Here is a 12,122-nt window from a genome sequence, read left to right on the forward strand (position 1 = left end):
TCTTAAACTGAAATGTCTTAAACTGAAATCAGTTCTGGCCAGCGGCGATCTTCCGATCAAGCCCGAAGCGGTTTTCGATATATTCGGCAACCATCTTCTGGAAGTCAGCAGCAATCTCAGGACCACGCAACGTCGTGACCTTCTTGCCATCGACAAAGACTGGTGCGGACGGCGTTTCGCCCGTACCGGGAAGCGAGATGCCAATATTGGCATGTTTCGATTCGCCCGGACCATTGACGATACATCCCATAACCGCGACCGAAAGCGCTTCGACCCCCGGATATTTTTCACGCCAGACAGGCATGTTGCGGCGAATATCATCCTGAATATTCTGCGCCAGTTCCTGAAACACGGTTGATGTCGTGCGCCCACAACCCGGGCACGCGGCAACAATCGGAATGAACTGACGGAAGCCCATGGTCTGCAGCAGTTCCTGTGCCACCTGCACTTCACGTGTGCGGTCACCGCCCGGTTCCGGTGTCAGCGAAATACGGATCGTGTCGCCAATGCCCTGCTGAAGCAGAATGCCCATGGCGGCAGACGATGCGACAACACCCTTGGTGCCCATGCCCGCTTCGGTGAGGCCCAGATGCAGCGCATGATTGGAGCGCTGCGCCAGCATCGTGTAAACAGCAATCAGATCCTGCACCTGACTGACCTTGGCCGACAGAATGATCTTGTCGCGGCTTAGCCCGATCTCTTCTGCAAGATTTGCCGAAATCAGCGCCGACTGCACGATGGCTTCGCGCATGACTTCCTGCGCGCTCAATGGCGCACCCTCAGCCTGATTGCGATCCATCAGCGTGGTCAGCAAGTCCTGATCGAGCGATCCCCAGTTCACGCCAATACGCACTGGTTTATCGTAGCGGATCGCCATTTCCACGATATCGGCGAACTGCTTGTCCTTCTTGTCCTTGAATCCGACATTGCCCGGATTGATGCGATATTTCGCAAGTGCTTCCGCGCAGGCCGGATGATCGGCCAGAAGCTTGTGTCCGATATAATGAAAATCGCCGACCAGCGGCACATTCATCCCGAGACGTTCAAGACGCTCACGAATTTTTGGAACGGCAGCAGCGGATTCGTCACGGTCAACCGTAATGCGCACAATCTCGGAACCGGCGCGATGCAAAGCTGCAACTTGCGCAACGGTGCCATCGATATCTGCCGTATCGGTATTGGTCATCGACTGGACGACAACAGGTTCACTGCCGCCAACGATAACACCGCCAACGCTCACGCCAACGGATTGGCGACGGGGAAATGGATGCGAAAAATAGCTGACGGTCTCGGAAGACATTGTGCTCTGTTCTTTTGTCCTGCCGCAATTGCCGATAGAAGCTGCTTTCCGCTTCTCGGGAACTGCTCTTAGTACGGGCCTGTTTTCAGGTGGCGTAGCAGGGCGCAATTGTCAACGCCTGCCCGCGTTGCTTTCTTGTTATATAATCACTTGCCGACAGCTTGTCGCCTCCTCATTATACGAAGAATTCAAAGCGCATCCTGAAAAGTGTGAAGCGGTTTTCAAATAAGATGCGCCTTAAAAAGGGAGGAAACTATACATGCCAGATGCCAAAGCCCGCAAAACCGCTATCATTACCGGTTCCAATTCAGGTATAGGACTTGGCATCGCCCGTGCCTTGGCAGCTTCCGGGCACAATCTTGTGATCAATTCCTTCACAGACCGCGACGAAGATCACAATCTTGCAACGAAGATCGCCGAAAAACATGGTGTCAGCGCGATTTATATTGCGGCGGATATGTCTAAGGCCGACGAGTGCCGCACCTTAATCACAAAAAGCGTGGAGGCCTTCGGCAGCGCGGACATCGTCGTCAACAATGCCGGTATCCAGCATGTAGCCCCCGTCGAGGAATTTCCGACCGAGCAATGGGACCGGATCATCGCTATCAACCTGACCTCAGCGTTCCACACGTCAGCCACAGCAATCCCCCATATGAAGAAGGCCGGCTGGGGCCGCATCATCAACATCGCGTCTGCGCATGGTCTTGTCGCCTCGCCGTTCAAATCGGCCTATGTCGCAGCCAAGCACGGTATTGTCGGCTTCACAAAAACACTGGCACTCGAACTTGCCCTTGCCAAGATTACGGCCAACGCCATCTGCCCCGGCTATGTCCTGACCCCGCTTGTCGAAGCACAGATCCCCGATCAGATGAAAGCCCATAACATGGACCGCGAAACGGTGATCCGCGAAGTCATGCTCGATAAACAGCCGACGAAGGAATTTGTGACCACAGAGCAGATCGGTGCGCTTGCGGCCTTCCTTGCAACGGATGCCGCAGCGCAGATCAACGGTGCCGCCCTGCCAGTCGAGGGCGGCTGGACCGCTGAATAACATCGAGCGATAACCGCTCGATGCATTTTTTCCATCGCATTATCCTACGCAAAACCGCTTGGCACTTTTGGCTCAAATGCTTGTTAGTGCGAGCTATCCGCATATTTCGCCAGTCCTGAGAAAGCGAGAACAACCAGCAGCAGGACAGGCAGTGTCAGGAACACCACGCTGAAACCGCTATGCTTGGCGACAAATCCGATCAGCGAGGGAGCAACTAACATACCGGAATAGCCCATGGTGGTGGCAATCGACAGGCCAACACTTGGGTTAATGCCCGGTATGTTGCCACCGATCGAGAAGGCAATCGGCACCATGTTGGAGATGCCGATGCCACAGATGGCAAAGCCGAAGATCACCGCATAAGGGTGGCTCGACAGGCCGACGATAACCATGCCGATAATTGCAATCGACGTGCAAAAACGCAGCGTGTTGATGGCACCGAAACGGTCGCGCACGATGTCACCCGCAAAGCGCATGATCGCCATGGTCATGGAGAAGGCCGCGAAGCCAAAACCGGCAACCGTTACCGATGCACCCATTTCATCACGCAGATAATAAGCACCCCAATCAAGGATAGCGCCTTCCGGGACCATCGAGAACAGAGCAATGATACCAACCAGCCATGGCAGCGGATTGCGTGGCAAAACCAGCTTCTGTTTCTCACCGCTCGGATGATGGAACTTGTCGGCGATGATCGAAGGCCAGGCACAGGCAAGCAATCCTGCGGCCACAATCGTTGCGATCAAAGCATGGACAGTCGAACCAACCTGCGCAATGAGAAAGCCACCGGTTGCCGCACCAATCAGACCGCCAAGACTCCAGAACGCGTGGCACGATGACATGATTGCACGCCGCATATGCTTTTCAACGCCAACCGCATTGGCATTCATCGCGACATCCATCGCGCCGATCATGCCGCCAAAGTAGAATATGACAATCACTGCTGTGACGATATTCGGCACAAGCGCAATGACGAGCAAGGCGGGGGTAAGACCGATTGCAAACAGCTTGACGACTGCACCAGAGCCGCGATGGGCCGACAATGCACCGGCCACCGGCATCATCGAAAGAGACCCAATACCGAAAACGAGGATCAGCAGGCCCATGCCACTGGTGTCGAGCCCAAGACGTCCTGCAAATTCCGGAATTTTCGGCGCCCAGCCACCAAAAATATATCCATTCATCAGAAAGAGCAGTGCCACCGCAATGCGCTCTCTGGTCACGATTGGCGCCCGGTCATTCAGCGCATCGTTTCGTCCGGCAGTCTGTTCCATGGTTTCCTCGGTCACGGCATTAAACCGCCCTTACAATACTCATGCCTGACGCCCGATAAGGCGCAAGCACGTCTTCCTTCGCATCATGTTCGACAGCCATAACATTGACCGCCTCAATGGGTATGACATCGTGCGCAGCAACAGTACCAAGCTTGTCGCTGGTGATCGCCAGCACAACCTTGCGACTACGCCCGGCAATAACCCGTTTGAATTCCGCATCTTCCAGATGAAGCGCTGTGATGCCCGTTTCAGCGGAAAAGCCGCAAACGCCAAGCATACAGAGGTCAGGGCGCACCAGTTCCGCATCGCGCAACGCCCGCGCACCAACCGCAGCACTGACACGGCGGTCAATAGGACCGCCAATCATGACCACGTCGATTTTGTCTGACTGCAAAACGATCGCAGCAATGGACGGCGTGTTGGTGACAATCGTGATCACATCCCCCCTGTCCACCAGCAGACGTGCGAGTGCGAGATTGGTCGAGGAGGAATCAAGAAACACTGTCATATTCGGCTCGATCAGACCAGCCAGCGTGGTAGCAAGAGCTGTCTTGGCCTCCGGTCTTTCGGTGTCGCGCTCGGCAAGTGGCGCATAAGAAGGCGCTGCCTTCAGTGCGCCGCCATAAACGCGCTTACAAAGACCCGCTGCCGCCATCTCGCGAAGATCACGGCGGATCGTATCTTCCGAAACCCCGAAGGATTCCGCCAGCTCGCTCGCCAATACGCGACCTGACTGCTCGAGCAATTGCTGAATGCGCGTCTGTCTTTCGTCCAATAATAGCTCTGTCATAGCCCATTCCTATTATCATGCATAAACACGTATAAATCGGCATAAACGTGCATAGCAGATTTTTATGACCGCGCAAGCAAAAGAAAACGCCGCACCCATTAACAAGGCGCGGCGTTTTCAAAATTCCGTAAAAGAAGAGAAATTAGTCCCCGAAAACCACCAACAAATCCTTTGCATCGATCTGTTCGCCGGGGCGCACCAGCACTTCGGCAATCGAGCCATCGCGTTCGGCACGCAGAGCGGTTTCCATCTTCATCGCTTCAATGGAAAGCAGCACATCGCCTGCCCTCACGTTCTGGCCCTGCGAGACTGCAACCGTGGACACAACACCCGGCATTGGCGCGCCCACATGCTTGTCATTGCCGAGTTCCGCCTTGCGCTTCACACCACCCGATGCACCCTTGGCGCGGTTTGGCACTTTGACGCGGCGTGGCTGACCATTGAGTTCGAAGAACACGGTGACCATGCCCTTCTCATCGGTCTCAGACATCGCCTGATTGACGATCACAAGCGTTTTGCCGCGTTCAAGATCAACGAAGACTTCCTCTTCCGGCTTCAAGCCGTAGAAATAAACCGGCGTTGGCAGAACACTGGTTGGGCCATAGTTTTCCTGTGCCGCCGCATAGTCGGTGAAGACTTTCGGATACATGAGGTAGGAAGCAAATTCCTGATCCGTGATCTCACGACCAAGCATTTCCTCAATCGACTTGCGTTCGGCATCAAGGTCTGCGGCTGGAAGCAACGAGCCCGGACGCACAGTGAACGGCTTTTCGTCTTTCAGCACCTTCTTCTGCAACGATGCGGGCCAACCCGATGGTGGCTGACCGAGATCGCCGCGCATCATCGACACAACTGAATCCGGGAAGGCAATATCCTTGTCAGGATTCTCGACATCGGCAACGGTCAAGTCCTGAGAGACCATCATCAGCGCCATGTCGCCCACCACCTTGGAGGACGGCGTGACCTTGACGATATCGCCAAACATGCGGTTCACGTCAGCATAGGCCTGCGCCACTTCATGCCAGCGGGTTTCAAGACCCAGCGAACGTGCCTGTTCTTTGAGGTTCGTGAACTGACCGCCCGGCATCTCGTGTAAGTACACTTCCGAAGCCGGTCCCTTAAGATCGCTTTCAAAGGCCGCATACTGGTTGCGCACCGCTTCCCAATAGAAGGAAATGCGGCGGATCGTTTCCGTGTCCAGACCCGGATCACGTTCCGAACCATGCAGAGCTTCTACAATCGAACCAAGGCATGGCTGGGAGGTGTTGCCGGAGAACGCATCCATCGCCGCATCAACCGCATCGACACCCGCATCGACTGCTGCAAGCACGGTTGCGGCCGAAATGCCCGATGTATCATGGGTGTGGAAATGGATCGGCAGATCGGTTTCCTCACGCAGCGTCTTGAACAACACACGTGCAGCCGCTGGCTTCAACAGGCCCGCCATGTCCTTGACAGCGATGATATGCGCGCCAGCCTTTTCAACCTGCTTGGCCAGATCGACATAATATTTAAGGTCGTATTTGGCACGTTCCGGATTGAGAATATCGCCCGTGTAGCAGATGGCTGCTTCACAAAGCTTGTTCTCTTCCAGCACCGCATCCATCGACACGCGCATGTTCTCAACCCAGTTGAGGCTGTCGAACACGCGGAACAAATCCATGCCGCCGCGTGCTGCTTCACGCACGAAATACTTCACCACATTGTCAGGATAGGACTTGTAGCCAACGCCATTGGCCCCGCGCAGCAGCATTTGCAGCAGAATGTTCGGCGCACCTTCGCGCACCATTGCCAGACGTTCCCATGGGTCTTCCGTCAGGAAGCGCATCGACACGTCAAAGGTCGCACCGCCCCAGCACTCAAGCGAAAACAGGTTCGGCAGCGCCTGTGCATAGGCATTGGCGACACGCGCAATGTCATAGGTGCGTACGCGCGTTGCCAGCAATGACTGATGACCGTCACGCATGGTCGTGTCAGTCATCAGAACGCGCTTTTCATTACGCATCCATTCGGCAAATTTTTGCGGCCCAAGCTTGTCGAGCAACTGCTTGGTGCCGTCCACCACTGGACGATCCCCAAACCACGGCACCACCGGCTTGGCAGCATCCCGCGATGGCTCGGCGCGGCCCTTGGTTTCCGGATGACCATTGACGGTGACATCAGCCACATAGGTCAGAAGCTTGGTCGCGCGATCCTGACGCCTCATATGCGTGAAAAGCTCAGGCGTCGTGTCGATAAAGCGCGTCGTATAATCATTCGACTGGAAACGCGGATGATTGATGATCGCCTCAACAAAGGTGAGGTTCGTCGCAACACCGCGAATACGGAACTCGCGCAAAGCGCGGTCCATGCGGCGGATTGCTTCAATCGGCGTTGAACCCGACGCTGTGACCTTCACCAGCAACGGATCATAATAGCGCGTGATGACCGCGCCCGAATAGGCCGTGCCGCCATCAAGACGAATGCCGAAACCCGATGCTGAGCGATAGGCCTGAATACGCCCATAATCGGGAACGAAGTTCTGCTCAGGGTCTTCCGTTGTGATACGGCATTGCAGCGCATGACCGTTGAGGCGAATATCCTTCTGTTCCGGCACGCCCGATTCAGGCGTCCCAATGGCATAGCCTTCCAGAATATGTATCTGCGCCTTGACGATATCGATGCCTGTCACTTCTTCGGTGACGGTATGTTCCACCTGAATGCGTGGATTCACTTCAATGAAGTAAAACGCACCGGTATCAGCATCCATCAGGAACTCAACCGTGCCCGCACCGATGTAATCGGTGGCATGAGCAATCTTCAAACCATAGCTGGCCAGTTCCTGACGCTGCGCATCATTGAGGTAAGGGGCTGGCGCACGCTCAACCACTTTCTGATTGCGGCGCTGGATCGAGCAATCGCGCTCATAAAGATGAACTGCATTGCCATGCATATCGCCCAGAATCTGCACTTCGACGTGACGCGCACGTTCGACGAGCTTTTCGAGATAGACTTCATCCTTGCCGAAAGCCGCCTTTGCTTCGCGCTTGGCTTCACCGACTTCGCGATCAAGATCTTCCTCGGCACGGATCGCACGCATACCGCGACCGCCGCCGCCCCAACTGGCTTTCAGCATCAGCGGATAGCCGATTTTGGCGGCGAGCTTCTTCACTTCCTCAATATCGTCCGGAAGCGGATCGGTTGCAGGCACCACCGGTACACCAATCTCAATGGCGAGATTACGCGCAGCAACCTTGTTACCAAGGCGGCGCATGGTTTCCGGCTTCGGGCCAATGAAGATAATGCCGTTCTCGGCGCAGGCATCGGCAAACTCAGGACTTTCCGACAACAGGCCATAACCCGGATGAATGGCATCCGCGCCCGAAAGCTTGGCAACGCGGATCACTTCGTCAATGGAAAGATAGCTTTCAATCGGGCCTAAATCACGCGCAAGATGCGGACCGCGACCAACCTGATAGCTCTCATCCGCTTTAAAACGATGCAGGGAAAGTTTGTCTTCCTCAGCCCATATCGCAACCGTTTTTATGCCAAGCTCATTGGCGGCACGGAACACGCGGATGGCAATCTCTGAACGATTGGCGACCAGTATTTTACGGATGGACAAGGCAGGTCTCCCAGGCTGCAATGAAGAATGTGCCTTTGCTTAACCCGCAAAATGGGCAAGCGCAAACAAACTGTGCAATCTGGAGATAAAAACAAAATGCCCGACCAAAAGTCGGGCATTCTGCTGAAATTTGAAGCAAATTATGCTAATATATGAGGCATTCTGCAAAGTGTTACTGAAGAAGTAGTGCATTCAGCTCGTTGAACATTGTTCAGAGCTCACTTCTACAAAGTGAGTCTGCCTCAATCGGCCTTACTTCTTCTGGAAGTAGTTATACTTGCCGTCATCACCCTTGCGCCATTCGAACATGACGTAAGGCGAAAGGCTCGGATCACCCTTTGCATCATAGGACAGGTCACCAAGAACTGTCTTGAAAGGCCCCTTGGCCTTGAGAGCAGCGGCAACTTCCTGCGGATCATTGTTTCCGGCAGCGTTGGCTGCATCCACCAGCGACTGGACACCAGCGTAAGCATAGAAGGTATAAGCTTCTGGCTCAAAGCCCTTATCACGGAATGCTTTGATCAGATCAGCATTGGCTGCATCGTCACGCGGATCTGGACCAAACGTATTCAGAACACCCGAAACAGCATCACCAGCAATGGAAGCCAGCTCGTTCGACACGATACCATCACCCGAAATGAACTGGGCCTTCAGACCCTGATCCGCCATCTGACGGATGATCAGACCTGCTTCCGGATGCATACCACCCCAATACACAGCATTAATACCCGCGGCCTTCATCTTAGAGATGAGCGCCGAGAAATCTTTGTCGCCCTGATTGATGCCTTCGTAAAGCGTCTCTTCCTTGCCATTGGCATTGAGTGACTTCTTCGTTTCGTCAGCAAGACCCTGACCATAAGGTGTCTTGTCATGCAGGATCGCGACTTTGCCGTCCTTGTAATTGTCAGCAATATACTTGCCTGCCACGATGCCCTGCTGGTCATCACGACGGCAGGTACGGAAGGTGTTCCACAATCCGCGTTCGGTGAAGGTCGGGTTGGTGGTGCCCGGCGCTATCATCAGCACGCCGTTTTCAGCATAAATATCCGATGTCGGAATGCTGACGCCCGAATTGAAATGTCCAATTACGAACTGCACGCCATCGCCGACGAACTTGTTTGCAACCGAAATCCCCTGACGCGGATCAGCAGCGTCGTCGCCATAAACGACAGTGATCTGCTCGCCATTCATGCCGCCCTTGGCATTGGCTTCTGCGACAGCTGCTTCAACGCCACGCTTGATCTGGTCGCCATAAGCCGCCTGACCGCCAGTCAATGGTGCACCAACACCCAGCAGCACATCAGCAAAAGACGCTCCACCCATCGCAACCAAAGCGGAAAGGCACACACCACAGAATAAGGATTTCTTCATTTCAGTTACTCCCATTAAACCACGATCTCCGGACTGAATTCCGGAGCCGCCAATTCCACTGGAAGAGAGCTTTTATATCCGTGCGAGAAACAGGCTTGATGCTGTGGATTACGAAATCCATTCAGCCAATGTTTCCCGACGCTCTCGCCCTCCTCCGGGGAACGAATTGCCGACCGTGCTTTACGCCAAACAATGTCGTTACAATAGGTAAAATGGCTTTCCTCAGTATTGTCTACCCTCGCTAATATCTAAATTTAATGCTTTTTATGCATGATGTTATGAATATGCAGATTCTATAAAATAAAAATGCCCGGCATATAGCCGGGCACTTTTCTAGCAGACGTAACGATACAGACAGACGCTTACTGCTGAATGTAATTATATTTCCCGTCGGCGCCCTTTTCCCACTTATACATTACGTAACCTGGGAGCTTCGGATCACCCTTCTCGTCATAGGAGAGATCGCCAAGCACGGTTGGGAATGGACCTTTTTCTTTCAAAGCCTTGGCAATTTCCTGTGGGTCATTGCTACCAGCAGCCTTTGCAGCACCCGCCAGCGACTGTACTGCCGCATAGGAATAAAGCGTATAGGCCTCTGGTTCAAAGCCCGCATCGCGGAACTTCTTGACGAGTTCAGCATTCCCCGGGGCGTTGCGTGGGTCTGGACCAAATGTGTTCAGTGTGCCTTCCACCGCTGGACCTGCGATCGAAGCCAGTTCGTTCGACACAATACCGTCACCCGAAATGAACTGAGCCTTCAGCCCCTGATCGGCGAGCTGGCGGATGATGAGACCGGCTTCCGGATGGAGACCACCCCAATAAACAACCGTCACACCGGCCTGCTTCATTTTGGCGATAAGAGCGGAGAAGTCTTTTTCGCCGACGTTTACGCCTTCGTAGAGTGCTTCTTTTGCGCCCAGTTCGTTGAGCTTCTTCTTGGTTTCGTCGGCAAGACCCTGACCATAAGGCGTCTTGTCGTGGATCACAGCAATCTTGGCATCTTTGAAGTTGTCGAAGATATACTGACCGGCAACGATACCCTGCTGATCGTCACGGCCACAGGTACGGAACGTGTTCCACAAACCGCGTTCTGTATAGACTGGGTTAGTTGCCGCTGGTGAGATTTCGAGAATGCCATTTTCGGCATAGACTTCAGAAGCCGGGATAGAAACACCCGAGTTGAAGTGGCCGATGACGTATTTTACGCCGTCAGCAGCGAACTTGTTGGCAACCGAAATACCCTGCTTCGGATCCGAAACGTCGTCGCCGAGCGTGATCGCGATCTTTTCGCCATTGATGCCGCCGGCATCGTTGATTTCCTTGATCGCAGCTTCAGCACCCTTCTGAATCTGAGCACCATAAACGGCATTTGGACCGGTCAACGGTGCACCAATGCCCAACAGTACATCTGCCCAAGCAGAGCCACTGAAAGCCATCACTGCTGCAAGAGCAACACCAGAGAAAAGCGATTTCTTCATTACTTGAACTCCCGATTATAGTTACCCCGAAACGATGTTTTTGCATCGCCTTATTATCTTGCTGATTAACCAGCAATATCTACGCTGAACCTGTTTTTTCAGCGTGATCTTTTTAAAAAAGCTCCGCCGCGTAACGGCGAAGCTTTAAATTATTTTGCCTTCCAGCTGAGGGGCGAGGCTTTTTCATAAAGCCAGTTATACTGGCGCACCATTTGCTTGGTGCGGGTATAACGAAACCCAACTGTACCGATGATCATTAGCACAATCACGTCAACCAGATAATAGTGCAGCGAAAGCAGCGTGCCTTCAAACAAAGCAAAGTGGATGAACCTGACGGCTACCCCCAACGGAATGAGATAGAGCAGCAGCTGTGGATAGGTTCGCCAGGTCTGCGCACAGGCGCGGCCAGTCATCCAGGCAGCCCAACCGCCCAAAAGGCAGGTGATGAGAAAAAACAACCAGAATGACGGTTCTTCGTAGAGAATTCCCTGCATGATTTTTCTCCTTAATGCCTTCCGCCTTCGAGATAGGCGGCACGCACTTCCGGGTCAGCCAGCAGTTCGCGGCCAGCGCCACTCATCGTGATTGATCCATTGACCATAACATAGCCGCGATCAGCGAGCTTCAACGCTCCAAAAGCGTTCTGCTCGACGAGGAACACAGTCAAGCCCTGCGTACGGTTCAATTCCTTGATCGCCTCAAAGATCTGCTTGACGATCAACGGTGCAAGACCAAGCGAAGGTTCATCAAGCAGCAGAAGCTTCGGACGCGCCATCAGGGCACGCGCAATTGCCAGCATCTGCTGCTCGCCACCCGAAAGTGTACCGCCACGCTGTGTGATACGTTCCTTCAGACGTGGAAACAGATCGAACATCAGCGCAACGTCTTCTTCGAAATATTGCTGATTATCGAGGCTGGCGCCCATCTGAAGATTTTCAAGAACCGTCATACGCGGGAAAATGCGACGACCTTCGGGCGACTGCGCAATACGGAGCTTCGCGATCTCGTGTGGTGGCATAGATGTGATGTCCTTGCCTCCAAAGAGAATGCGACCGGTACGAGCGCGTGGCGAACCGAAAATGGTCATCATCAACGTGGACTTGCCAGCGCCGTTGGCGCCAATGAGCGCCACGATTTCACCTTCGTTGACCGTCAGGTCAATACCCTTCAGAGCACAGATATTGCCGTAGTAAGTCTCGACCTTTTCGACGGCCAGAAGCGGTTGTACGGATTGCTTGTTTTGAGCTTGCATAG

At 53.9% G+C, this 12,122-nt stretch carries 9 protein-coding genes; 1 reads left to right on the forward strand and 8 read right to left on the reverse strand.

The features are described 5' to 3' along the window. Positions 1-28 precede the first annotated feature (28 nt). Positions 29-1,300, reverse strand: coding sequence for a flavodoxin-dependent (E)-4-hydroxy-3-methylbut-2-enyl-diphosphate synthase (gene ispG, locus CEV33_RS10245; RefSeq protein WP_094540391.1), 1,272 nt, complete (start codon positions 1,298-1,300; stop codon positions 29-31). A 259-nt stretch (positions 1,301-1,559) separates the two neighbouring features. Here ispG and CEV33_RS10250 point away from each other — a divergent pair, with 259 nt between their 5' ends. Beyond that, positions 1,560-2,351, forward strand: coding sequence for a 3-hydroxybutyrate dehydrogenase (locus CEV33_RS10250; RefSeq protein ID WP_094540392.1), 792 nt, complete (start codon positions 1,560-1,562; stop codon positions 2,349-2,351). A gap of 83 nt (positions 2,352-2,434) precedes the next feature. Here the strand turns inward: CEV33_RS10250 and CEV33_RS10255 are convergent, their stop codons facing one another. The 7 genes from CEV33_RS10255 to CEV33_RS10285 all read right to left on the reverse strand — a co-directional run bounded on the left by CEV33_RS10255 (position 2,435) and on the right by CEV33_RS10285 (position 12,120). Next, the gene (locus CEV33_RS10255) at positions 2,435-3,625 is read right to left on the reverse strand and encodes an MFS transporter (RefSeq protein ID WP_094540393.1); all 1,191 of its coding nucleotides are present in this window, start codon (positions 3,623-3,625) and stop codon (positions 2,435-2,437) included. Positions 3,626-3,644: 19 nt separating this feature from the next. Continuing rightward, on the reverse strand, positions 3,645-4,415 hold the full coding sequence (locus CEV33_RS10260) for a DeoR/GlpR family DNA-binding transcription regulator (RefSeq protein WP_094540394.1): 771 nt from the start codon (positions 4,413-4,415) through the stop codon (positions 3,645-3,647). A 142-nt stretch (positions 4,416-4,557) separates the two neighbouring features. Next, positions 4,558-8,019 carry a pyruvate carboxylase gene (gene pyc, locus CEV33_RS10265; RefSeq protein ID WP_094540395.1) on the reverse strand — a complete coding sequence of 1,154 codons (3,462 nt, stop codon included), beginning with the start codon at positions 8,017-8,019 and terminating at the stop codon, positions 4,558-4,560. Between the two features lie 252 nt (positions 8,020-8,271). Continuing rightward, positions 8,272-9,390, reverse strand: coding sequence for a branched-chain amino acid ABC transporter substrate-binding protein (locus CEV33_RS10270; protein WP_094540396.1), 1,119 nt, complete (start codon positions 9,388-9,390; stop codon positions 8,272-8,274). A 362-nt stretch (positions 9,391-9,752) separates the two neighbouring features. Further along, a complete protein-coding gene (locus CEV33_RS10275; RefSeq protein WP_094540397.1) occupies positions 9,753-10,868 on the reverse strand; it encodes a branched-chain amino acid ABC transporter substrate-binding protein in 1,116 nt (371 codons plus the stop codon). A gap of 149 nt (positions 10,869-11,017) precedes the next feature. Further along, complete coding sequence (locus CEV33_RS10280) at positions 11,018-11,362, reverse strand: DUF6867 family protein (RefSeq protein WP_094540398.1); 345 nt, start codon at positions 11,360-11,362, stop codon at positions 11,018-11,020. Positions 11,363-11,373: 11 nt separating this feature from the next. After that, positions 11,374-12,120 (reverse strand): ABC transporter ATP-binding protein, encoded by a 747-nt coding sequence (locus CEV33_RS10285; RefSeq protein ID WP_094540487.1) that lies wholly within the window; start codon positions 12,118-12,120, stop codon positions 11,374-11,376. Positions 12,121-12,122 lie beyond the last annotated feature (2 nt).

The sequence above is a fragment of the Brucella grignonensis genome (genome assembly GCF_002252505.1).
Lineage (GTDB): Bacteria > Pseudomonadota > Alphaproteobacteria > Rhizobiales > Rhizobiaceae > Brucella > Brucella grignonensis.

Bases quoted from the DNA above. Each gene is read 5' to 3' on its own strand.
- ispG (WP_094540391.1), bottom strand. From the start codon at position 1,300: ATGTCTTCCGAGACCGTCAGCTATTTTTCGCATCCATTTCCCCGTCGC.
- CEV33_RS10250 (WP_094540392.1), top strand. From the start codon at position 1,560: ATGCCAGATGCCAAAGCCCGCAAAACCGCTATCATTACCGGTTCCAAT.
- CEV33_RS10255 (WP_094540393.1), bottom strand. From the start codon at position 3,625: ATGGAACAGACTGCCGGACGAAACGATGCGCTGAATGACCGGGCGCCA.
- CEV33_RS10260 (WP_094540394.1), bottom strand. From the start codon at position 4,415: ATGACAGAGCTATTATTGGACGAAAGACAGACGCGCATTCAGCAATTG.
- CEV33_RS10270 (WP_094540396.1), bottom strand. From the start codon at position 9,390: ATGAAGAAATCCTTATTCTGTGGTGTGTGCCTTTCCGCTTTGGTTGCG.
- CEV33_RS10275 (WP_094540397.1), bottom strand. From the start codon at position 10,868: ATGAAGAAATCGCTTTTCTCTGGTGTTGCTCTTGCAGCAGTGATGGCT.
- CEV33_RS10280 (WP_094540398.1), bottom strand. From the start codon at position 11,362: ATGCAGGGAATTCTCTACGAAGAACCGTCATTCTGGTTGTTTTTTCTC.
- CEV33_RS10285 (WP_094540487.1), bottom strand. From the start codon at position 12,120: ATGCAAGCTCAAAACAAGCAATCCGTACAACCGCTTCTGGCCGTCGAA.